Raw genomic sequence first — 20,929 nt, forward strand, 5'->3', positions numbered from 1 at the left:
GTAATCTAATACAATGCCTGACCCGGCGTTTTTATGTGCAGTCCCCCATTATATTCTTTCTATATTAATGCCCAGCTGTTTTGTTTTCCTGCTCTTTATGCTGTGCAGACATTCTTGTCTTCTGTCCAAAGGAAAGTCATAAGGACCCTTGACCAGGGTGTCCGCATGCTGGAATGGAATATGGCCTGCCTCTTCGATCAGCTCTCCGTCTTGAATGCATTCATACAATAAGCAGCGATTTTTCATATGTTTTTGCATGGACTCACCTTCACTTTCCTTTTCTTGCTTCTATTCTAAAGCAAAAGAGCTGAATTTTCACAAAAATAAATTCCCATTTTTTCTTTTCTTCCGCATAAATTTCTCCCGGCTGTACAAAAAATATAACGATACTTTCCAAGGAGGAATGAAAATGAATATTGGCAGGGCAAAAGAAATTCTTATGTCTGCTGATCCTATTAAAGTCAGCTATGAAGGTGAATCTGTAATCATACAGCATGTGGATGAAAGGACAAGGACAGCGAGGATATATTCCAGGGCTGAACCTGAAAAGGAATTGGATGTATCTGTCCTGAATCTGATCGAGGGTTGAGATCATATTTTTAAAATATTATGAAAGTTCATTGACTTTTACTGGTTTAATATTGTAAAGTATAGAAAATTCAATAACTGTATTTCTTATCAAGAGAGGCAGAGGGTATGGCCCTGTGAAGCCTCAGCAACCTTCAATGGATAATATTGAAAAGGTGCTAATTCCTGCAGGTCCTTTATGGGCTTGAAAGATAAGAAGAATGACAAGTGCTGCATCCAAAAAGTCTTCTTCTTATAGAAGACTTTTTTTATTTTCCATGGAGCATGAAAGCATTGTGCAAAAAAGGAGTGAACATATTGGTGAAAACAGAAACATTATTGGCGCAGCTTGGCAATCGAAGCGATCAGCATACAGGAACCGTCAACCCTCCGGTTTATTTTTCTACAGCTTACCGACATGAAGGAATCGGCAAGTCCAACGGCTATGATTATGTCCGGACGGGAAATCCAACTAGGGAAATACTTGAGCAGGCAATTGCCAGCCTTGAAGGAGCTGATCAGGGTTATGCCTGCAGTTCGGGCATGAGCGCCATCTCCGTTGTTTTATCTCTATTCCGTTCAGGTGATGAGCTGGTGGTGTCAAAGGATCTTTATGGAGGCACCTACAGGCTGCTTGAGCAGGGTTTTGCCAAATGGGGGCTGGTTACAAAATACGCAGATACCTCTGATATCCATGCGGTAAGCAGGCAAATCTCGCCTCATACGAAAGCAATATTCCTGGAAACGCCGACCAACCCGCTCATGCAGCAGGCTGATATTGAGGCTATGGCTGCAATCGCCCGCCAGCATGGAATTCTACTGATCGTCGATAATACCTTTTTTACGCCGGTCCTTCAGCAGCCAATCAGACTGGGGGCCGATATCGTCATACACAGTGCTACAAAATATCTGGGCGGCCATAACGATGTGCTCGCAGGCCTTATTGCGGCACGAGGAGAGAAGTTATGTGCCTCCCTTGCCCATCACCATAATGCTGCAGGAGCAGTGTTAAGCCCATTTGATTCCTGGCTCCTGATGAGAGGGATGAAGACCCTTGCCCTCCGGATGAAGAAGCATGAAAGCAATGCTCGTAAACTGGCTGAATACTTGAACAGCCATGAATATGTAGAGGAAGTGCTGTATCCCGGAAAAGGCGGAATGCTCTCCTTCAGAATCCTTGAAGAAAATTGGGCAGATCTATTCCTGCAGAAGCTGAACCTTATTACTTTCGCCGAAAGTCTTGGCGGAACTGAAAGCTTTATTACTTATCCTGCCACACAGACACATGCTGACATCCCGGAAGAGACCCGATTAGCCAATGGAATCTGCGGCAAGCTCCTTAGATTTTCTGTTGGCATCGAAGATCCGGAAGATTTGATGAAAGATTTGGAACAGGCCTTCAGTGGCTGTGTGGAAGGGGAGAATGCAAAATGAACGAAGACTGTTATAGATTCGAAACAAAGCTATTGCACAATAAACATAAAACAGACCCGGTTACAGGGGCTGTAAGCGTCCCGATTCATCATGCCTCCACCTTTCATCAAAAGGATCTTGAGTCTTTTGGCAAATATGACTACTCAAGAAGCCTAAACCCGACAAGAGAGGCGCTTGAAGAAGTAATTGCAGGACTTGAAGGCGGAACCAGAGGATTTGCGTTTTCTTCCGGTATGGCGGCCATCTCCACTTGCTTTCTTCTTCTTTCCCAGGGAGACCATGTCGTCATTTCAGAGGATGTATACGGAGGCACCTACAGGATGGTCACAGAGGTCCTCTCGCGCTACGGAATTGATTACACCTTCGCAGATATGACTAATTTAGAAGAAGTAAAAGAGGCTGCCCTTCCACATACAAAACTATTCTATGTTGAAACACCTTCCAATCCCCTCTTGAAGGTTGCCGATATTAAAAGCATTGCTGAGATTGCCAGGGAAAAAGATGCTTATACGTTCGTTGACAATACTTTCATGACCCCCCAGCTGCAAAAGCCGCTGGACCTTGGGGCAGATATTGTCCTTCACAGTGCGACGAAATTTATCTCCGGACACAGTGATGTCGTTGCCGGCCTTTGTGCAGTAAAAGATCCAGTGCTGGCTGAGAAAGTGGCCTTTCTGCAGAATTCCTTTGGTGCTGTCCTTGGTGTGCAGGATTGCTGGCTGGTGCTGAGGGGTTTGAAAACCCTTCATGTCAGACTGCAGCAGTCCATGATAACAGCAGAGAAAATTGCTCTTTTCCTTGAGAATCACCCACTTGTGAAAAAAGTGCATTACCCTGGGCTTGAGAGCCATCCGCAGTTTAAGCTGCAGAGAGAACAGGCTGCCGGGCCGGGAGCTGTGCTGTCTTTTGAGCTTGAAGACGAAGATGCGCTGCGGAAATTCTCTGATGCTCTGGAAATCCCGGTTTTTGCAGTAAGCCTGGGCGCTGTCGAGTCGATACTCTCCTGGCCAGCCCGGATGTCTCATGCCTCCATGCCTGCACCCGAAAGAAGCAGGCGCGGAATATCCGACTCCCTTCTCCGCCTTTCTGCAGGCCTCGAAAATCCGGATGATTTAATACACGATTTCAGCAGAGCACTTTCTGCCGCAGAGAGAACATGCCATACAGCGAGGGTAAAACTATGAGTCTGCTGGATAAAATGGAAAAAGAGATCATCATAGCAGATGGAGCGATGGGCACTCTCCTCTATTCCTATGGTACAGATTTCTGCTTTGAAGAACTTAATGTATCACAGCCAGGCCATATTCAAAATATCCACCAAGCTTATATAGATGCAGGTGCAACTTTGATCCAGACCAATACCTATGCAGCCAATTATCTCAAGCTGCAGCGCTACGGACTGGAGGACCATGTAAAGGAAATAAACAGTGCCGCTGTCACTGTTGCGAGGAAGGCTGCGGGAAATCATGCCTTTGTGGCCGGAACGATTGGCGGAAACCGCGGGATCAAACCCCACTCAATATCTATAGAAGAAATAAAAAGGAGCTTCAGGGAGCAGCTCTACTGCTTGCTGATGGAAGGGGTGGATGCGATCCTTCTTGAGACCTATTATGATCTCAAGGAACTGGAAACTGTCCTTTCGATCGCGAGGAAAGAAACAGCCCTCCCTCTCATTGCCCAGGTGTCACTGCAGGAGACGGGTATTATGCAGGATCACACTCCCATAAGCGAAGCGCTGTCCAGGCTGGATGCGCTCGGCGCGGATATCGTCGGGCTCAATTGCCGGCTTGGCCCCCATCATATGCTGCTGACGCTTGAGGAGGTGCCCCTGCCACAGAAGGCTTACCTGTCCGCATATCCAAATGCCAGCCTGCCTGCATACACGGATGGAAAATTCCATTACGAAGGCGATGCAGAATATTTCAGGCAGTCTGCCAAAGCTTTCAGGAACCAGGGGGTAAGGCTGCTTGGAGGATGCTGCGGCACCACTCCTGCTCACATCCGTGCATTTTCAGATGAATTAAAAGGATCTCCTCCTTTAGAGAAAAAGGAAGTCAGGGAACCAAAGGCTAAAATTCGGATTATGCCAAAAGAGGCCCAAAGGGATCTTCCCCCGCTCCAGGATCTTGTGAAAAAGAGACAGTCAGTCATCGTTGAATTGGATCCTCCAAGGAAATTGGAAACGGATAAATTTTTTGCCGGGGCCAAGGCTCTTCAAGACGCAGGCATTGACGCAATTACACTTGCCGATAATTCGCTTGCATCCCCCCGGATCTCAAATGAAGCACTCGGCTATTTGGCAAAGAACAGGCTGGGGCTTCGTCCGCTCATTCACCTGACGTGCAGGGACAGGAATATCATTGGGCTGCAATCCCATTTAATGGGCCTTCATACACTGGGACTCCATGATATTCTTGCCATTACCGGAGATCCTGCAAGGGTCGGCGATTTTCCCGGCGCATCTTCCGTATATGATATGTCCTCCTTCGAGCTGATTCAGATGATCAAGCAGCTGAATGAAGGCCGCTCGATTTCAGGCAAGGATCTTGGACAAAAAGCTGCATTTTCTGTTGCTGCTGCCTTTAACCCAAATGTCCGTTCTCTTGAGAAGGCAGTTCAGAGGCTCGAAAAAAAGGCGGAGTGCGGAGCGGATTATTTTATTACCCAGCCTGTATTTTCGGAAGAGAAGCTTATGGAAATATATGAGGCTACCAAACATATGGAACAGCCGATCTATATCGGCCTCATGCCTCTGACGAGCAGCAGGAATGCTGATTTCCTTCATAATGAGGTGCCGGGCATCAAAATATCCGACAAAATCAGGGAACGTATGAACAGCCTGAAAGATGACCCCCTCCAGTCAGTCCGCGAAGGGATCAGCATAAGCAAAGAGCTGATTGATGCAGCAGCAGAGCTGTTCAATGGCATCTATTTAATCACCCCGTTTATGAAGTATGAACTGACAGCGGAGCTTGCCGCATATGCGCGCAGCGAGAAGCTGAAGACAGCCAGGAGGAGCAGGAATGCCAAAGATTTCTCTATCTGAAAGAATGAATAATAAAATCCTGATCATGGATGGCGCCATGGGAACGATGCTGCAGAGAGCTGATCTTTCTGCTGAAGATTTTGGCGGCGAACAGTATGATGGCTGCAATGAATACTTGAATCTTACAGCACCGGGGGTTATTAAAGAAATCCACCTTGCCTATCTTAAGGCCGGTGCCGATATAATTGAAACCAATACTTTCGGGGCCACAAGCATTGTCCTTGATGAATACAGCCTTAAAGAAAAAGCCTATGAAATCAACAGAACTGCTTCTTTGATTGCAAGGAAAGCGGCTGATCAGATCAGCACTCCTTCATGGCCGCGTTTTGTTGCCGGATCTATGGGACCTACTACAAAAACACTTAGTGTCACAGGAGGAACGACATTTGAAGAGCTGTCATTGTCATATGAGGAACAAGCCTGCGGATTAATTGATGGCAAAGCGGACCTCCTCCTTCTTGAGACCAGCCAGGATATGCTCAACGTGAAAGCAGGATATATCGGGATACAAAATGCCTTCAAAAAAACCGGCATCACTCTCCCCCTTATTGTTTCAGGTACAATTGAACCTATGGGGACGACACTCGCGGGCCAGCCAATTGAAGCTTTTTATATTTCCCTAGAGCATATGAAACCGCTGGCTGTCGGCCTTAATTGCGCTACAGGACCTGAATTTATGCAGGAGCATATCAGGTCATTATCTTCGCTTGCAGATGCTGCTGTCAGCTGTTATCCAAACGCCGGGCTGCCTGATGAAGAAGGGCGCTACCACGAAACACCTGAATCGCTCGCAGAAAAGCTTGCAGGGTTTGCCTCACAGGGCTGGCTGAACATCGTCGGCGGGTGCTGCGGAACTACACCGGAGCATATCAAGGCAATTGCAGATAAAATGGAACATTTTGCACCGCGGAAAATCTCTGCAGCATCTGCCCATAAAGTATCAGGCATTGAGCCGCTCATCTATGATGACCCAACCCTCCGCCCCATCATGGTCGGCGAGCGGACAAATGTCATAGGATCCAGGAAGTTCAGAAGACTGATTGCCGAGGGAAAGTTTGAAGAAGCGTCAGAAGTCGCGAGGGCACAGGTCAAGAATGGCGCCCATGTTATTGATATATGCCTTGCTGACCCTGATCGGGATGAACTGGAAGATATGGAAAATTTCATTAAAGAAGTAACTAAAAAAGTAAAAGCACCGATTGTAATAGATTCTACAGATGAGAAAGTTATAGAAAAAGCCCTTATTTACCTGCAGGGAAAATCCGTGATCAACTCTATCAATCTGGAGGATGGCGAAGAAAGATTTGAGGCTATTGCCCCTCTTATACGCCTGTACGGGGCAGCAGTGGTAGTCGGAACCATAGATGAGAAAGGCATGGGAGTGAGTGCAGATAGAAAGCTTGAAATTGCTTCCCGCTCCTATACCCTTCTGGTTGAAAAATATGGGATTCCTCCTGAGGACATCATTTTTGACCCGCTCGTCTTCCCGGTTGGGACAGGTGATGAACAATACATCGGTTCGGCAGAAGCGACTGTTGAGGGTATCCGCCTGATAAAAGAACGCTTTCCAAAGACACAAACGATTCTTGGCATCAGCAATGTTTCTTTTGGCCTGCCTCCGGTTGGAAGGGAGATTCTTAATTCCGTCTTCCTCTATCACTGTACCCAGGCGGGATTGGACTATGCAATTGTGAATACAGAAAAACTTGAGCGGTTTGCCAGTATAGCAAGTGAAGAAATTGCTTTGGCAGAAAAGCTGTTATTTGAAACTACGGATGAAACACTCGCACAGTTCACAGAATTTTACCGGGGCAAGAAAAAGGAAGAAAAAAGCCTTCTTCCTGATATGAGCCTGGCTGAACGCCTTGCCTATTATATAAAAGAAGGTACAAAAGAAGGCCTCTTGGAAGACCTTAAAGCAGCCTTACTGGAGTACAGTTCCCCTCTTGAAATCATAAATGGACCCTTGATGGATGGGATGAAAGAGGTCGGCCGACTGTTCAACGACAACCAGCTGATTGTCGCCGAAGTGCTGCAGAGTGCAGAAGTGATGAAGGCCTCGGTTTCCTATCTTGAACCATTTATGGAGAAAGGAACTTCATCAGGCAAAGGGAAAATCATTCTTGCCACTGTAAAAGGAGATGTTCATGATATAGGCAAAAACCTTGTTGATATCATTCTCAGTAATAATGGGTACGAAGTAATCGACCTTGGCATCAAAGTATCACCTTCTGAGCTAGTTGAAGCAGTAAAAAAGGAAAAGCCCAATATGGTCGGACTCTCTGGCCTGCTTGTTAAATCCGCACAGCAGATGGTCATCACCGCTTCTGATATGAAACAGGCAGGCATTGATATCCCTATTCTCGTCGGCGGTGCGGCACTATCAAGGAAATTCACAGATACGAAAATATCGAGAGAATACAATGGCCTCGTGATGTATGCCAAAGATGCGATGAATGGATTATCAATAGCCGATCAGCTCCGTGATGAGCCGGAATACAACAGGCTCCTTGCCGAGCAAGAGGCAAAGCGGTCCCTCCCCCTCCCTTCTGCTTTAACAGAAAGAAAAACAGGAGCTCTTGCTGCACTTAAGGTGAGGCCTTCAGTCCGGTCTGATGTACCGGTTTTTGTTCCGCAGGATTTGGAGCGGCATGTCCTAAGATCCTATACACTTGGGCATATTGAGCCTTATATTAACCGGCAGATGCTTTTAGGGCATCATTTGGGGCTTAAGGGCAATATCAGCCGTCTCATTGAGTCAGGTGATGAGAAGGCATTGAAATTGAATGATACTGTAGATTCCCTTATCGTGCAGGCGAAAACTGAGGGCTGGATCATACCTAGTGCTGTCTATCAATTTTTTCCTGCTCAATCTGACGGGAACAAGGTCATCATCTATGATAAGGACGACCACAGCAGGATATTAGAGGTATTTGATTTTCCAAGACAGCAGACTGAGCCATTTTTGTGCCTTGCCGATTATTTGAAGCCTGCTGGTGGCGGGGAAATGGATTATGTCGCCTTTTTCTCTGTTACTGCAGGCAATGCTGTAAGGGAGACTGCCGAAATACTTAAAAAGGAAGGCCGCTTTCTTGAAAATCATGCCCTGCAGGCTTTGGCGCTTGAAACGGCAGAAGGTTTTGCTGAACTTGTCCACAGGCAAATACGTGACCGCTGGGGCTTCCCTGATCCTGTAGACTTTACTATGAAAGAGAGGTTTTCAGCAAAATATCAGGGACAGCGCTTTTCATTCGGCTATCCCGCCTGCCCGGAGCTTGAAGATCAGCGCAAGCTTTTTGATCTGATCAAGCCGGAGGAAATTGGCATAGACCTGACAGAAGGATTTATGATGGAGCCGGAAGCTTCGGTTTCAGCCATGGTTTTTGCCCATCCGGAAGCACGCTATTTTAATGTATTGAAAAACTGATATGGAGGCCTGCCAGTAACGGCAGGCTTTTTCGCTGTGCAGGTATTTAAAATTTTTAATCTTGTGTAATTAATGTTTGATTGACATACAGGAGCTGCGATGCTGTATTTTTTGTAAGGCTCTATTCGCATTGATTGTTGCTTTTTCGCAATCATTATTTAAGATCAATCCCCGCCCATCCATTAAAGAACGGAGGCTTCCCGGACCTGAATGGTAGATTCAGTGACAGGCTGAAATATAAGCGGAGAAATTCCCTCTGAGCTTGAAAAGCCTTTAAAAACAGTTTAAATAGAGGGAGAAATTCCGACTAACGACTCCAAAAACAGGAAAATGGGCTACTTTGCTCTTCTTGAACGGAAATTCTCCGCTTATTTCAAGGTTTGCTGTTCCCTCAAATAATTAAAAGAGACAATCTTTACGAAAAGAGCTCTAACGGGGGAGTATTTTTTACAAAAAAAGTAAATTATATAATGACTTCTTCTATTGAGGTGCAGAAAATGAATATTACTTTATCCATTATCCTGGCTGTTTGCGCCGGCTATTTGAAAGCATGGAAAAACTGGCGTGTCTTTCACCCTACCATGCTTTATACCTCTGTATTGGTGTTATTGTATAATTTTATCTGCAAAGATCATCTTTTGTGGAAGCACAGAAGCATTCCATTAGAATCGCATTTTGCTGGCGAGCTGTTTCATGCATTCGCCATACTTCCGACCATAACAGTATTATACTTGACATTCTATCCGGAGAAGCATGGCCGGCTTCGGTATATTATCCTTTGGAGTGTTCTTTCCTTTGCAGCTGAATTCCCCTTTGCTGCAACAGGGATGATTGTTTTTGAGAATGGCTATCAATATTGGATGGAGCTTCTTTTTTACCCGGTGATGTACATCATGATCAGGCTTCATCATATTCGGCCATTAGTGTCCTACGGCCTGTCAGCTGTGATCATCCTTTTGATGGTCTGGCTTTTTAAAGTGCCGGTCCAGCTTGCCTTTTAAATCAGGTGGCTATCTTGTACAATAGTCAGTATACTCATTTGTTTCTGACTACTTAGAGAAAGCTGGTGCAAATATGCATTATCATACATATGCTGCAGGCGACAGCTGCATCATCCTTGAATTTGGCAGCAGCATCGACCCGGGAAGCAATCAAAAGGTCAGGAAAGCGGCTTCCCTTTTATCCAAAAAACCTTTCAGGGGCATGATTGAATGCGTTCCTGCCTTTCATACACTGGCTGTTCATTATGATCCGTATGCCGTCGGAACCTTATCTCCCTTTGAAGCAGCCTCATCCTTGATTGCTGAAATGCTTGCAGAGAAAATACAATTGGATGTCCAATCTCCGCGGCTCTTGGATATCCCCGTCTGCTATGAAGGAGCCCACGCCCCGGACCTGGCTTTTGTAGCCCGTTCAAATGGATTATCAGAGAAAGAAGTTATAGAGATACATAGTAAAAGAGACTATGAGATTTACTTTCTTGGCTTCTCACCCGGCTTCCCTTTCCTGGGCGGGATGGATCCGCGCATAGCGGCTCCGCGCAAAACTTCCCCAAGATTGAAGATTCCCTCCGGCTCGGTGGGCATTGCCGGCGGGCAGACAGGGATATATCCTTCGGAGACCCCTGGAGGCTGGCAGATTATCGGAAGAACACCGATAGCGTTATTCGATCCAAATAGGGAAGAACCCAGCTATCTAAAGCCCGGAGACCGTTTGCGTTTCATTCCGATCAAAGAAGCAGAATTTCAGTCAGGGGGCGGCAGCCTATGGGAATAAAAGTTCTGAAGCCGGGACTGATGACAACTATCCAGGATGCAGGGAGGAAAGGATACCAAAATCTCGGCGTATCGCCTTCAGGTGCGATGGATCTTTTCTCTTACACGCTTGCCAATCTGGCAGCAGGCAATTTTAATGATGAAGCAGCTCTTGAAATTACCTTGATTGGCCCCCGGCTGCTTTTCGAAAAAGATATCATCTTCAGCTTCTTTGGCGCTGAAACAGAAGCAAAGCTGAGCGGCAGCAATATTCAAGGCGGAAAGCCGATCGCCGCGAAAAAAGGAGATGTTCTTTCTTTTGGCAGGATGAAGGCAGGGTGCCGTACATATCTGGCCTTCCATGGCGGCATCTTGATGCCTCGCCAGATGGGAAGCAGGAGCACATATCTGAAAGCAGGATTCGGCGGCCTGGATGGCAGGATATTAGAAAAGAACGATGTCCTCCCCATCAGACAAACCTCCTGCAGATTCAGCAGAAGCTGGAGCTTCTCCCCCTCGCTCGCCTCTTATCTTCATCAGGATCAGATCAGGGTGATGCCCGGCAGGCAGTCTGAATGGTTTTCTTCTGATGCTATAAACCAATTTTCAGAACAGGAATTTACGATTTCTCCAGATTCTGACAGGATGGGATACAGGCTGAAGGGACCTTCACTAGCAAAGGCAAGGGAAATTGAAATGATAACTGAACCAGTATCATTTGGAACAGTGCAGGTGCCTGCTGACGGCAATCCGATCATTCTGATGGCTGAAAGGCAGACAACAGGCGGGTACCCGAAAATCGCTCAAGTCCTGTCGGCAGACCTTCCTATCCTGGCACAGAAAAAACCGGGAGATAAGATCAGGTTTGCGCCTGCCTCCTTGGCTGAGGCACAACTGGCATATTTGGAACAGGTAAAAACAATAGGATCCCTTACAAAAACCGTCAATGAAAAATGGCAGAAAGAGGTGCACATTGTTGAAGAAAATTGACTTGAACTGTGATCTTGGCGAAAGCTTTGGAAGCTTCAAGATCGGATCTGATGAGGAAATCATGGCTTATATCACATCCGCGAATATTGCCTGCGGGTTCCATGCCGGAGATCCAGGGACAATGCGCAGAACAGTGAAGCTTGCCCTTCAGCATGGGACTGCCATTGGTGCACACCCGGGTTTGCCTGACCTCCAGGGGTTTGGCCGCAGAAAAATGGAAATTAGTCCGGAAGAAGCCTTCGACCTTGTCCTGTATCAAATTGGCGCACTCTCAGCTTTTGTGAAAGCAGAAGGCGGAAGGCTCAGCCATGTAAAGCCACATGGGGCGCTCTATAATATGTGTGCGGGAGATAAACGGCTTGCAGAGGCGGTAGCAAGGGCTGTCCAGAGTGCGGATGAGGAACTCGTGCTCTTTGGGCTCCATAACAGTGAAAGCACCTCGGCAGCGGAAAGGATTGGAATCAGAGCTGCGCAGGAGGTGTTTGCGGACAGAAGATATGAAGATGACGGTACGCTTGTTTCGAGATCAAGCAGTGATGCCCTGATCACTACTGCGGAAGAAGCAGTCGGCCAGGTACTGAGAATGGTTCTTGAAAACAAAACTGTCAGCCGGAACGGAAAAGAGATCATGATTAAAGCAGACACCATATGCCTCCACGGCGATGGTCTCCAAGCGCTCGAGTTTGCCGCGACGCTTCATGCCGCCTTAAAGGACAGAGGCGTTGAGGTTGCTTCATTCACATAAAAAGGGGGTCTCCCCCCTTTTTTCACCCTTCAGCATTGTGCTCTTCCCTGGATCTTTCTTCTTCTTCATCAACAAGAATATATGCAATCTGTTCTTCCATTACATGATGGAGGGCATCAAGCTCTTCCTCGCTCATCAGCTTCTTTTCATCCTTCATCTTTCTTCCTCCTTTTCGATAGGCATATGACAGGGCGCAGCCCTTTTGTACTTTCTCCTTATTTTTCCCTAATTAAACTTAAGCTGAAACTCTCATCCTCTTCTTATTCTTCCAGATAACGAAGCTCCGTTATTAAAAATGTCCCTTTTTCCCCCTCCTATGCAATAAGAGGTTTTCTTCGCTCCGTCATGTGCTATGTAGTAAGTAAGCTCGAAAACGTTATCCAGCAGAGAGCCAGTAAAAAAAAATCGGGGAAGTGTTAAGATGCAAAGCGTCTATAAATGCAAAAATTTTACTAAGACCGGAAAAGTCCTTCTTCCAAGTCCCTGGAGAAAAAAATTCGACCTTCTTCCAGGCCGGCTTGCCGACCTGGAGTTTGAAGATGAAGACAAGAAGATCTTAATCAGAAAAGCAGATCCGAAGAGTACTGAAAATAAAAGGCTTGTTTCTGATAATGGTTCCATCCATATACCAATGGAGCTGAGAAATCTGCTCGACCTAAAGGATCAGGAGGAATACTGCCTCTTCATTGATGAACAGGCCAAGCAATTCATTTTGCAGATCATGCCGGGCAAGACGGGTTAGCCCCCTTTTCTCCCGAAAAACAATGTAGGCAGCACCTGCATCAGGTCTGAAGCAATCTGTTTTTCTATTTTCCACCGCTTTCCTGGATAGCGCATTCCTGCCGGCAGCAACCTAAGATCAGGAGGTGGAAGCATGGACCCCATTAAGCCGGGTAGTGAAAAAATGCCAGATTTCAGGGAGCTGGATGACAGGCTCATTGCAGAGCATTCTTCGGTGCCTTTCCTCGTCATCAAGACCAATCTGGATCCTGAGAACTCAACAATAGAAAATCCATATTACAAAAATGAAAAACTGACAGACCGGATTGCCTTTGAGAGTTATTTTGATGAAGAGCAGCAGTAAGAAAAGCCCTGGATAACCAGGGCTTTTCTGCTTTTACAGCTTCAAAAGCCTGTCAGTAATATTCATAGCCGCAGCTGCCATGGTCCCCATACAGCATGGAGATCATCTTTTCTGAATCCTCTTCTGATACCTGCCGGTAATCATGGGCAAAAGCCTTGAATGTGTCGCAGAATCCTACATTATTTTCGCCTACACTCTCAGCCCAGCTGGAAAAATTACGGTAATCTTCAAGCGGATCATAAGATTCGAATTCGGCCACTTTATCATTGGATCCCAGTGTGGTGACTTCAATCCCTTTATAAGAATTAGGATCATGTTCTTCATACTTCACGCATGCATAGAAAATCATGCAGTCCAGCCCCTTTTTAATCTCTAGTTTGGGCCGGACAGGACATTTTATGCATTCCCGTCGACATATTTGCCATGGTCCGGTACAGCCAGATCGCCAAAATGATCGGCAAGCTTCTGCAGACCCTCTGCCAATTCCGGGCCGGACATCGGACGGCCATGCCCTGTTCCAGCGGCCGAAGGGTTCAAAGCAGCCAGCTTGATGACAGATGCTTCTGCGGCTTTCCAGTCGGTAGTCAGGTAACGGGGCGGCCCGTTCACTTCTTCTTCCTGGACAAGAACTTTATAAAGGGAATCCTGCCTCACCGTCACAAAAGCATCCCCTGCAATGAGCAGGCTGTCATCTTCTCTGAACAGGGATACATGGCCAGGAGAATGTCCTGGTGTATGGATCCATTTCCAGCCCGGCAATGGAGGAACAAAACCATTAGAAGGAAGCGGATGGATATATTCACTAATATCAATCCCTTCATGCGGAAAGAGCGGTGACATCTTGGCAATCATCCCGCCCTCGACACTGGCATCAGGCTTAGGATAATCTTTCTCCCCTGTCAGATATGGAAGTTCAAGCTCATGTGCATAAACTGGCACTTTCCAGGTTTTAAGCAGTCCGATTATCCCTCCAATATGATCAAAATGCCCATGGGTCAGGACGATTGCTTTCGGTGCGGCTCCCACGCCATAGAGATCTTCTGCTGCTTCAATAATTTTTTCAGCTGATTTTGGCATGCCTGCATCTATCAGCACCCAGTCACCTGAGCCATCGCTTAGCTCAGCATAAAAGACATTAACAATTTGAATCGGCAGGCAATGGACATCAGGGGTGATATTTTTCATATCTCCGCTTGTTGCAGAAGCAACCGGGAGAAAACGGTTGGATGATGAACTTTCTTTCATGGAATCAGCTCCTCTGCTAGTCTGCCTATCTTTACCCTTCTGAAGCCGAATTAGTCGCTCATACGCACTGTTTCAGGCGAAAAAAAAAAGCACCCTGCCAGGATGCTCAGCCAGCCTGATTAATAGGCCTTGCCCGCAGCAATGCGGTATTGCCTGATGAAGTCCTCAGGGCTGATATAAACTTTATAGGGATAAAGGCCATGGTTTGTATGCAAGTATAAAAACCCGAAAGAAGACTGTTCCCGGTAGGAGACATCATAGATATCAGCCAGCCGGAACTCGCGGTCTTCTGCAACGACCCGGTCATCATAAAGGTGGAGGTGATATTCCGTTTCAATCACTTTTTGTACATTCCACTCCACTTTTCTGCTGTATATTCGATAAGGATGCGAACAGCGGTGTGCCAAATCGGTCAGTTTCCCTCCTTTATTAATATAGAGACAGGATTGCCTGGAACCCGGTTATGTATCATGGTAAATGAAGCTGCCCCGCTATTTCAACTAAAATGCGGCCCGGCTCAATGCCGGGCCTTGCCCTGCTAACGCCTGCTCTTGCTTTTTCGGTAGACGAGAAAGGCGACCACAATTGCCGCAATAATAATCAGCGGCAAGAATGAAAGCACAGTCTGCCAAAACGGATGTGTAGAGTCCATAAAATAATTCCTCCCTGTCCTTTTTATAGGTTTTACCCTATCCTGATAAGAAAATTCCATTACCGCCAAAACTTTATGATTGTGATTTTAAATAAATAGGATTATCATTTTCACTATAACTAAAACGTTCTGCTGGGGAGGCGATGAGTTTGGGGCAGAGAAACTGAAAATCGGAGAGATTGCAAAAAGGGCGAATGTAACGAAGCGGACGGTAGATTATTACACACAAATCGGCCTTATTAAAGCAAGACGGTCTGCTTCCAACTACCGCTACTATGATGCAGAAGCTCTTGACACCCTTAAATATATCGAACAGTGCAAAAGGAACAGCTTTTCACTGGAAGAAATAAAGAACAGGCTAAAGGAAAAAGAATCAGATCTTATCGATTATGAAACACTTAAAGTAAAGATATCCGGTTTGGATAAGGAGCTTTCCGAGCTGCTCCAAAATCTGGAGGATAAAGGACTGAAGAAGGAAGCTCTTAAAAAGCACCTTTCTGCTGAAAGCATATCCCTCATGCAGACCATTCTCCTGTTATTGATGTAGCCCTCCTGCCGGAACTTACAGTAGACTTTTTTACTCATCCAGGAGGTGTAAGCCTTACTCTGTAAGGCGATTCGTTGGACATATTTATCAATTTGGTATTAGTTGCACTTTTAATTGCTTTAACCGCTTTTTTTGTGTCAGCAGAATTTGCAATTGTCAAAGTCAGAAGTTCGAGGATTGACCAGCTGATTGAAGAAAATAAACCTGGGGCCCAGGCGGCCAGGCATGTGATTACCCATATGGATGAATATCTTTCTGCCTGCCAGCTTGGTATCACCATCACAGCGCTGGGTCTTGGCTGGCTTGGAGAGCCCACTGTCGAGAAGCTGCTTCATCCCCTTTTTGAAAGTTTGGAGCTTAATCCATCGCTAACCCATCTTTTATCTTTCGGAATTGCCTTTGCTTCCATTACTTTTCTGCATGTAGTGGTCGGCGAATTGGCTCCAAAGACCATGGCCATTCAGCTATCAGAAAGAATTACCCTGTTGTTTGCAAAGCCGCTGATTTTGTTTTATAAGCTGATGTTCCCTTTCATTTGGGCGCTCAATGGTTCAGCCAGGATCCTTACCGGCCTGTTCGGGCTTAAGCCTGCATCAGAAAATGAACTGGCCCATTCAGAAGAAGAGCTCCGGATCATTCTTTCCGAAAGCTATGAGAGCGGAGAAATCAATAAATCAGAGCTGACCTATGTAAATAACATCTTTGAATTTGATAACAGGCTTGCCAAGGAAATCATGGTGCCGCGGACTGAAATCGTCAGCCTTTCAATCGATGACAGCGTGGAGGATATCCTCGGTACCATCCGCGAGGAAAAGTACACACGCTATCCGGTCATAAATGGAGATAAAGACAATATTGAAGGAATCGTCAACATCAAGGACATCCTGACTGCCACTGTAAAAAGGGAAACGCTGACAGGTTCACCCATCACAGCTTTCATGAAGCCTGCCATCAGGGTCATTGAGACAATACCGATTCATGATCTTCTCCTTAAAATGCAAAAGGAGCGCACCCATATGGCCCTGCTGCTGGATGAATATGGAGGGACAGCGGGGCTTGTGACAGTAGAAGATATCATAGAAGAAATTGTCGGTGAAATCCGTGATGAATTTGATGCAGATGAAATCTCCGACATCCGCAAATTGGCTGAGGGGCATTATATCATCAGCGGAAAGGTTCTTATTGAAGATGTCAATGATCTCCTTGGCACAAACCTGCCTGAAGAGGATGTTGACACATTTGGCGGCTGGTTCCTTTCCCAGCGGTATGATGTCGTTCAGGGGGAAGAAATCATCGAGGAAAACTATTCCTTTACAGTCAAAGAACTGGAAGGCCATCATATTGTTTTTATAGAGGTCAGGAAACTGGCTGAAGAAGAAAGCCCTGAGTAAGGGCTTTTTTTTTGACTCCAACACTGCCCTCCTTACTCTTTTGCTGCCCGATAGGTGCATAAGCTTGTGACCAGCCCTACTGTCAGGACCGTGATAAGGGACAGCATGAAAGTATCGCCTGAAACCAGCAGGCCTCCGATTGATATGACAAGGCAATCAATCAATAAAATCACTATTCCCACATTTATTCCTGAAAGGTCTGCGATAAATTGCGCCAGCAGGTCTGTTCCCCCGGTGCTGGTGCCATAGCGGAGCATTAAGCCTATGCCGAGGCCGACCAGCGCCCCGCCGGCTATAGAGCCGATTGCAGGGTCGATATATGGAAGTGACCGGCTGACCGGGTTCATGATATCGATTAAAATGGAAGACAACAGCAAACCGTGCAGGCTGTTGAAAAAATAACCTCTATCCTTGAACCAGGCAAGAGCAAATATCGGAATGCTCATCAGCAGGATGGACAATCCTGCTTCAAATCCCCATAAGTAGTTGCAGATCAAACCCAGCCCGATGACACCGCCGTCGAGAACCTTGTTAGGGATTAGAAAACCGTTTATTCCCAAAGATAGAAGTAGGCATCCAGTAAGGACGATAGCCGTTTTTTTTAAAATCATGATTGAACACTCCTGGCTGATGCATGTCCTCTAGTATATGAAGCCAGTCCCCGGGATAGTATGAGCTTTTTTCATAACTGTCCTGGTTTAGGTGAATAGTAAGGAAAGTAACCTAATCTTAGGAGGATATTATGGTAAAGCAAACGCCAGATATGCCGGCATATGTTGGAAGCGAATATGACCGGCTGAAAAAAGTGGTTCTATGTGAACCGGAGCATATGACAATCAAAGATGTGATCAACGAGACCCAGCGCCATTTTCTGAAAGAAGGCATTGATATTGACAAGGCATTGGAGCAGCACCGCAATTTTGTCAAAACACTAGAGCAATACGGTGTGGAAGTTTCCCTCCTACCGGCCAGGGGCAAATATCCTGAACAGGTATTCACGAGGGATATCGGTTTTACGCTTGGCCAAACGGTGTTTGTGGCCGAAATGGCAAGCAGGATCAGGCAGGGAGAAGAGGATGTGTTCAAGGAATGGCTGGAGAAGGAGAGAATTTCCTATTTCAACCTGATAGGAGAAAAAATTGAAGGCGGAGATATCGTCATAGACCGCGACACTGTTTATGTTGGCTTGAGTGACAGGACAAATGAGAAAGCCGCTGCCCATTTGAAATCACTTCTGCCTGATCATGAGGTAATTACGGTCCCTTTTACAGATAAATTCCTTCATCTGGATTGTGTCTTCAATGTCATATCTGAAGACGAAGCCTTGATTTTCCCAGGAGAAATTGAGCCGAAAGCACTGGAATACATCAAATCCAGGTATCACCTGATAGAAGTAACCAAAGAAGAACAATTTTCCCTGGGCACGAATGTATTATGCATCGGGGACAAAAAGATCTTCAGTCTGACGGTAAATGAAAATGTCAACAGCCAGCTGAAAGAAAGAGGCTTCGAGGTGATCGAAGTGGATATAACGGAAATCATTAAGTCCGGGGGAGCCTTCCGCTGCTGCACCCTTCCTGTGTTGAGAGAAAGTCCCGGAATCAGAGGATAAAAATGATCATCAAGCCTCCCTTCCTTTCATAAGATTTATATATGACTGGTTGGGAGGCATAATCTGTGATAAATCTTTTACCTGCAATCATCCCTATACTATTATTGCTTATGATCATTGAAGAGGGATCCATATTTGGAATTTGCCGCTATATGAATGGACCAGGTAAATTCGAGAAATCATTGGCCGCCGGACTGAAACAGGCAAAGCAGAAGTTTTCAGAAAAAAATTAGCTCCGCGGACCAGGAACCCATTGTTTGAGTGACCTGGATATTATAAAATAAATACATTCCATAAAGACAGGAGTGTAGATTAAATGGCTAAATCCAAAGCGAAGAAGCTGCGCGCTAAAATGGTGCGTGAAGGAAAAAGAAATCCGGAAAGCAAAAGAAGCCCTTATGCATTGATTGATATGTCTGAGAGAAGGACAAAAACAAAGAAAGATCTTTTATACAAATCCAAACATAAGGGCCAATCTGGGTCTTTTTATTTTGCACTTCGAATGGTGATGTCCGCCTAAAATACATAGCCTGGCAATTATCAGGAAAATTATCCTAACTTCTGTTATACTTTTTACAGGAAGAAAGCGAAAGCGAAAGGTGAATTCTGTGACAAAAAAAAATATCCAATTCTGGTCCCTTCAGATCCTTCTGATTGTGGCCATCATTTACGTATCATCCAAAATCTCCTTTTTATTTGAACCAATCGGAATCTTTGTGTCTACCTTGTTTTTCCCGATTATCATCTCAGGCTTCCTTTATTTTCTGCTTAACCCGGTCGTCAATTTCCTCCAGGCAAGAAAACTGCCGAGGACCCTTGCCATCATAATCATCTACCTGATTATCATCGGGCTTATCGTCCTGGTGATCGGCAGCCTTGTTCCTATCATTTCAAAGCAGGTTACAGCATTATTCAATGATCTGCCGACATATGCACAAAGAACAAGAATCTACTTAGAAAATCTTTCAAGCTCGCAGCAGTTCAAATGGGTTATGAACCAGGACTATGTCCCGATTGAAAATCTGGAAAGGTCATTGATGGAGTTTGCCAACACAATCCCTGACAGGGTGACAAATGGAATTTCCAATGTATTCAGCCTTGTCGCCAATATTACAGTCACGATTGTAACGGTTCCCTTCCTGCTCTTTTATATGTTCAAGGATGGCGGAAGATTTCCGGCTGCCATATCCAAATTCCTCCCTCTTTCTTATCGGAGTGAAGGTTTAAAGACACTGAAGGAGACAGGTGAAACCCTGGCAGCATACATACAGGGACAGGTGACCGTAGCTTTATTCGTCGGGACTCTGGCCTTCATCGGCTATATGATCATTGACCTGCCATATGCCCTCGTTCTGGCGCTGATTGTCGCTGTTACGAATATCATTCCTTACGTCGGTCCATTTCTCGGCGGGGCGCCTGCTGTATTGATCGCACTGTTCGATTCCCCGGCCAAGGCCATCCTGGCGATTATCGTCATTGCCGTTGCCCAGCAGGTTGAAGGGAATATCCTATCTCCTCTGATACTCGGCAAAAGACTTGATACACATCCTGCTACCATTATCATTCTGCTGCTTGTGGCAGGAAACCTTGCAGGAATTCTGGGCATGATCCTTGCAATTCCGACGTATGCGGTTGTAAAAACAATTGTCATGAACTTTGTCCGGTTCCTTCGGGCAAAAAGAGAAAGTGTTGTCTCGGGCTCAGATACTGCCCTATAAAAAAGGAAGCAAACTCAGTTGAGTTTGCTTCCTTTTTATGGTGTTCTTACCTATTTTCCTTTTTTACAATTCTATCCCGCTTTTTTTGTCATATTCCATCAGCCAGGCATCTCTCCATTCACCTTCATGGTATTCGTTTTTCGGGAGAAGCTTTCTTTTTTGCATTCCGCAGCTCTCATAACAGGCAATGGCCCTTTCATTCCATGTCTGGGGATCCATGACTACCAGGTCTGCTCCCTTTTCTTTTATTAAATAGCTGATCATTGACTGAACGAGCAGCTTCCCGATTCCTTTTCCCCAGCATTTTGACTCCCCGATGAACTGGTCTGTACCATAGACAGAAATACCCGGAAGGTATCCGTATTTCTCCCTTTCTTCTTCTTCCAGCGGATAAAACTGAATATATCCCAGTTCTGTTTCTTCCCATTCAAAAATACAGGCTGCCACATGCCGGTCCCGATTATAGAAATGCTCATCTACCATTTGCAGTGAATGAGGATTGTCTCTGCCTTCGTAATATTCCAGTACTGACGGATCCTGCAGCCAGCGTACAAGGTGTAATTTATCCCTTTCTTCCAGTTCTCTTACTTTCAGGCTGCCATTTTCAAATAATACACTCATTATAAGCCTCCACATTAATATTCACTCTATTATAAGAATTCTATAATCTTCTGTTCTTTCCTGTATGAACTCAGTTTTTTCTGTCAATAGTGGTAG

The 20,929-nt window shown here is 45.7% G+C and carries 23 protein-coding genes and 1 riboswitch; of the genes, 17 read left to right on the forward strand and 6 right to left on the reverse strand.

Annotated elements, in window-relative coordinates; genetic code table 11:
* Window positions 1–409: 409 nt before the first annotated feature.
* The 9 genes from N288_RS11590 to N288_RS11630 all read left to right on the forward strand — a co-directional run bounded on the left by N288_RS11590 (window position 410) and on the right by N288_RS11630 (window position 11,963).
* Window positions 410–589, forward strand: coding sequence for an H-type small acid-soluble spore protein (locus tag N288_RS11590; RefSeq protein ID WP_035402568.1), 180 nt, complete (start codon window positions 410–412; stop codon window positions 587–589).
* An 83-nt stretch (window positions 590–672) separates the two neighbouring features.
* A riboswitch (SAM riboswitch) is annotated at window positions 673–786 on the forward strand.
* 66 nt (window positions 787–852) lie between these two features.
* Window positions 853–2,001, forward strand: a complete 1,149-nt coding sequence (locus N288_RS11595) for a methionine biosynthesis PLP-dependent protein (RefSeq protein ID WP_050767301.1) — start codon at window positions 853–855, stop codon at window positions 1,999–2,001.
* Window positions 1,998–3,185 (forward strand): cystathionine beta-lyase, encoded by a 1,188-nt coding sequence (metC, locus tag N288_RS11600; RefSeq protein WP_009793773.1) that lies wholly within the window; start codon window positions 1,998–2,000, stop codon window positions 3,183–3,185. The genes N288_RS11595 and metC overlap by 4 nt, the downstream gene beginning before the upstream one ends.
* Window positions 3,182–5,047: a bifunctional homocysteine S-methyltransferase/methylenetetrahydrofolate reductase gene (locus tag N288_RS11605; protein WP_009793772.1), complete on the forward strand. Its 1,866-nt coding sequence runs from the start codon at window positions 3,182–3,184 to the stop codon at window positions 5,045–5,047. The genes metC and N288_RS11605 overlap by 4 nt, the downstream gene beginning before the upstream one ends.
* Window positions 5,025–8,474, forward strand: coding sequence for a methionine synthase (metH, locus tag N288_RS11610; RefSeq protein ID WP_009793771.1), 3,450 nt, complete (start codon window positions 5,025–5,027; stop codon window positions 8,472–8,474). Before N288_RS11605 ends, metH begins: the two co-directional genes overlap by 23 nt.
* Before the next feature lie 497 nt (window positions 8,475–8,971).
* Complete coding sequence (locus tag N288_RS11615) at window positions 8,972–9,475, forward strand: CBO0543 family protein (protein ID WP_129612176.1); 504 nt, start codon at window positions 8,972–8,974, stop codon at window positions 9,473–9,475.
* A 73-nt stretch (window positions 9,476–9,548) separates the two neighbouring features.
* A complete protein-coding gene (gene pxpB / locus N288_RS11620; protein ID WP_009793769.1) occupies window positions 9,549–10,250 on the forward strand; it encodes a 5-oxoprolinase subunit PxpB in 702 nt (233 codons plus the stop codon).
* A complete protein-coding gene (locus N288_RS11625) occupies window positions 10,241–11,218 on the forward strand; it encodes a 5-oxoprolinase subunit C family protein (RefSeq protein ID WP_009793768.1) in 978 nt (325 codons plus the stop codon). Before pxpB ends, N288_RS11625 begins: the two co-directional genes overlap by 10 nt.
* Window positions 11,205–11,963, forward strand: coding sequence for a LamB/YcsF family protein (locus N288_RS11630; RefSeq protein WP_009793767.1), 759 nt, complete (start codon window positions 11,205–11,207; stop codon window positions 11,961–11,963). Before N288_RS11625 ends, N288_RS11630 begins: the two co-directional genes overlap by 14 nt.
* A 22-nt stretch (window positions 11,964–11,985) precedes the next feature.
* Here the strand turns inward: N288_RS11630 and N288_RS25675 are convergent, their stop codons facing one another.
* The gene (locus N288_RS25675; RefSeq protein ID WP_009793766.1) at window positions 11,986–12,120 is read right to left on the reverse strand and encodes a hypothetical protein; all 135 of its coding nucleotides are present in this window, start codon (window positions 12,118–12,120) and stop codon (window positions 11,986–11,988) included.
* 264 nt (window positions 12,121–12,384) lie between these two features.
* Here N288_RS25675 and N288_RS11640 point away from each other — a divergent pair, with 264 nt between their 5' ends.
* Entirely contained in the window at window positions 12,385–12,705 is a 321-nt protein-coding gene (locus N288_RS11640; protein ID WP_009793765.1) for an AbrB/MazE/SpoVT family DNA-binding domain-containing protein, read from the forward strand.
* A 132-nt stretch (window positions 12,706–12,837) separates the two neighbouring features.
* On the forward strand, window positions 12,838–13,047 hold the full coding sequence (locus N288_RS11645) for a hypothetical protein (RefSeq protein WP_009793763.1): 210 nt from the start codon (window positions 12,838–12,840) through the stop codon (window positions 13,045–13,047).
* Window positions 13,048–13,099: 52 nt separating this feature from the next.
* Here the strand turns inward: N288_RS11645 and N288_RS11650 are convergent, their stop codons facing one another.
* The 3 genes from N288_RS11650 to N288_RS11660 all read right to left on the reverse strand — a co-directional run bounded on the left by N288_RS11650 (window position 13,100) and on the right by N288_RS11660 (window position 14,699).
* Window positions 13,100–13,396, reverse strand: coding sequence for a hypothetical protein (locus tag N288_RS11650; protein ID WP_009793762.1), 297 nt, complete (start codon window positions 13,394–13,396; stop codon window positions 13,100–13,102).
* Window positions 13,397–13,443: 47 nt separating this feature from the next.
* The gene (locus N288_RS11655; protein ID WP_009793761.1) at window positions 13,444–14,292 is read right to left on the reverse strand and encodes an MBL fold metallo-hydrolase; all 849 of its coding nucleotides are present in this window, start codon (window positions 14,290–14,292) and stop codon (window positions 13,444–13,446) included.
* A 119-nt stretch (window positions 14,293–14,411) separates the two neighbouring features.
* Window positions 14,412–14,699, reverse strand: coding sequence for a hypothetical protein (locus N288_RS11660; RefSeq protein WP_022543871.1), 288 nt, complete (start codon window positions 14,697–14,699; stop codon window positions 14,412–14,414).
* Between the two features lie 423 nt (window positions 14,700–15,122).
* Between N288_RS11660 and N288_RS25850 the strand changes: the two genes are divergently transcribed.
* Window positions 15,123–15,491 (forward strand): MerR family transcriptional regulator, encoded by a 369-nt coding sequence (locus N288_RS25850; protein ID WP_224950349.1) that lies wholly within the window; start codon window positions 15,123–15,125, stop codon window positions 15,489–15,491.
* Window positions 15,492–15,565: 74 nt separating this feature from the next.
* A complete protein-coding gene (locus N288_RS11665) occupies window positions 15,566–16,882 on the forward strand; it encodes a hemolysin family protein (RefSeq protein WP_009793757.1) in 1,317 nt (438 codons plus the stop codon).
* Window positions 16,883–16,914: 32 nt separating this feature from the next.
* On the opposite strand, the gene N288_RS11670 is transcribed toward N288_RS11665, so the two are convergent.
* Complete coding sequence (locus tag N288_RS11670) at window positions 16,915–17,493, reverse strand: YitT family protein (RefSeq protein WP_022543873.1); 579 nt, start codon at window positions 17,491–17,493, stop codon at window positions 16,915–16,917.
* Between the two features lie 131 nt (window positions 17,494–17,624).
* On the opposite strand from N288_RS11670, the gene N288_RS11675 reads away from it, so the two are divergent.
* From N288_RS11675 to N288_RS11685, 4 genes are all read left to right on the forward strand, one after another.
* Window positions 17,625–18,494: a dimethylarginine dimethylaminohydrolase family protein gene (locus N288_RS11675; RefSeq protein ID WP_009793755.1), complete on the forward strand. Its 870-nt coding sequence runs from the start codon at window positions 17,625–17,627 to the stop codon at window positions 18,492–18,494.
* A gap of 65 nt (window positions 18,495–18,559) precedes the next feature.
* On the forward strand, window positions 18,560–18,727 hold the full coding sequence (locus N288_RS25125; protein WP_022543874.1) for a hypothetical protein: 168 nt from the start codon (window positions 18,560–18,562) through the stop codon (window positions 18,725–18,727).
* Window positions 18,728–18,810: 83 nt separating this feature from the next.
* Window positions 18,811–19,014, forward strand: a complete 204-nt coding sequence (locus N288_RS11680) for a hypothetical protein (RefSeq protein WP_009793752.1) — start codon at window positions 18,811–18,813, stop codon at window positions 19,012–19,014.
* 88 nt (window positions 19,015–19,102) lie between these two features.
* Window positions 19,103–20,212 carry an AI-2E family transporter gene (locus N288_RS11685; RefSeq protein ID WP_022543875.1) on the forward strand — a complete coding sequence of 370 codons (1,110 nt, stop codon included), beginning with the start codon at window positions 19,103–19,105 and terminating at the stop codon, window positions 20,210–20,212.
* A 63-nt stretch (window positions 20,213–20,275) separates the two neighbouring features.
* On the opposite strand, the gene N288_RS11690 is transcribed toward N288_RS11685, so the two are convergent.
* Window positions 20,276–20,833, reverse strand: a complete 558-nt coding sequence (locus tag N288_RS11690) for a GNAT family N-acetyltransferase (protein WP_009793750.1) — start codon at window positions 20,831–20,833, stop codon at window positions 20,276–20,278.
* Window positions 20,834–20,929 lie beyond the last annotated feature (96 nt).

The organism is Bacillus infantis NRRL B-14911, from assembly GCF_000473245.1.
GTDB lineage: Bacteria > Bacillota > Bacilli > Bacillales > Cytobacillaceae > Bacillus_AB > Bacillus_AB infantis.

What these genes read in the sequence shown, in the direction of transcription:
- N288_RS11680 (WP_009793752.1), top strand. Translation starts at nt 18,811, where the DNA reads ATGGCTAAATCCAAAGCGAAGAAGCTGCGCGCTAAAATGGTGCGTGAA.
- N288_RS11625 (WP_009793768.1), top strand. Translation starts at nt 10,241, where the DNA reads ATGGGAATAAAAGTTCTGAAGCCGGGACTGATGACAACTATCCAGGAT.
- N288_RS11645 (WP_009793763.1), top strand. Translation starts at nt 12,838, where the DNA reads ATGGACCCCATTAAGCCGGGTAGTGAAAAAATGCCAGATTTCAGGGAG.
- N288_RS11650 (WP_009793762.1), bottom strand. Translation starts at nt 13,396, where the DNA reads ATGATTTTCTATGCATGCGTGAAGTATGAAGAACATGATCCTAATTCT.
- N288_RS11595 (WP_050767301.1), top strand. Translation starts at nt 853, where the DNA reads ATGAAAGCATTGTGCAAAAAAGGAGTGAACATATTGGTGAAAACAGAA.
- metC (WP_009793773.1), top strand. Translation starts at nt 1,998, where the DNA reads ATGAACGAAGACTGTTATAGATTCGAAACAAAGCTATTGCACAATAAA.
- metH (WP_009793771.1), top strand. Translation starts at nt 5,025, where the DNA reads ATGCCAAAGATTTCTCTATCTGAAAGAATGAATAATAAAATCCTGATC.
- N288_RS11670 (WP_022543873.1), bottom strand. Translation starts at nt 17,493, where the DNA reads ATGATTTTAAAAAAAACGGCTATCGTCCTTACTGGATGCCTACTTCTA.
- N288_RS11590 (WP_035402568.1), top strand. Translation starts at nt 410, where the DNA reads ATGAATATTGGCAGGGCAAAAGAAATTCTTATGTCTGCTGATCCTATT.
- N288_RS11605 (WP_009793772.1), top strand. Translation starts at nt 3,182, where the DNA reads ATGAGTCTGCTGGATAAAATGGAAAAAGAGATCATCATAGCAGATGGA.
- pxpB (WP_009793769.1), top strand. Translation starts at nt 9,549, where the DNA reads ATGCATTATCATACATATGCTGCAGGCGACAGCTGCATCATCCTTGAA.
- N288_RS11640 (WP_009793765.1), top strand. Translation starts at nt 12,385, where the DNA reads ATGCAAAGCGTCTATAAATGCAAAAATTTTACTAAGACCGGAAAAGTC.
- N288_RS11690 (WP_009793750.1), bottom strand. Translation starts at nt 20,833, where the DNA reads ATGAGTGTATTATTTGAAAATGGCAGCCTGAAAGTAAGAGAACTGGAA.
- N288_RS11615 (WP_129612176.1), top strand. Translation starts at nt 8,972, where the DNA reads ATGAATATTACTTTATCCATTATCCTGGCTGTTTGCGCCGGCTATTTG.
- N288_RS11675 (WP_009793755.1), top strand. Translation starts at nt 17,625, where the DNA reads ATGGTAAAGCAAACGCCAGATATGCCGGCATATGTTGGAAGCGAATAT.
- N288_RS25675 (WP_009793766.1), bottom strand. Translation starts at nt 12,120, where the DNA reads ATGAAGGATGAAAAGAAGCTGATGAGCGAGGAAGAGCTTGATGCCCTC.
- N288_RS11655 (WP_009793761.1), bottom strand. Translation starts at nt 14,292, where the DNA reads ATGAAAGAAAGTTCATCATCCAACCGTTTTCTCCCGGTTGCTTCTGCA.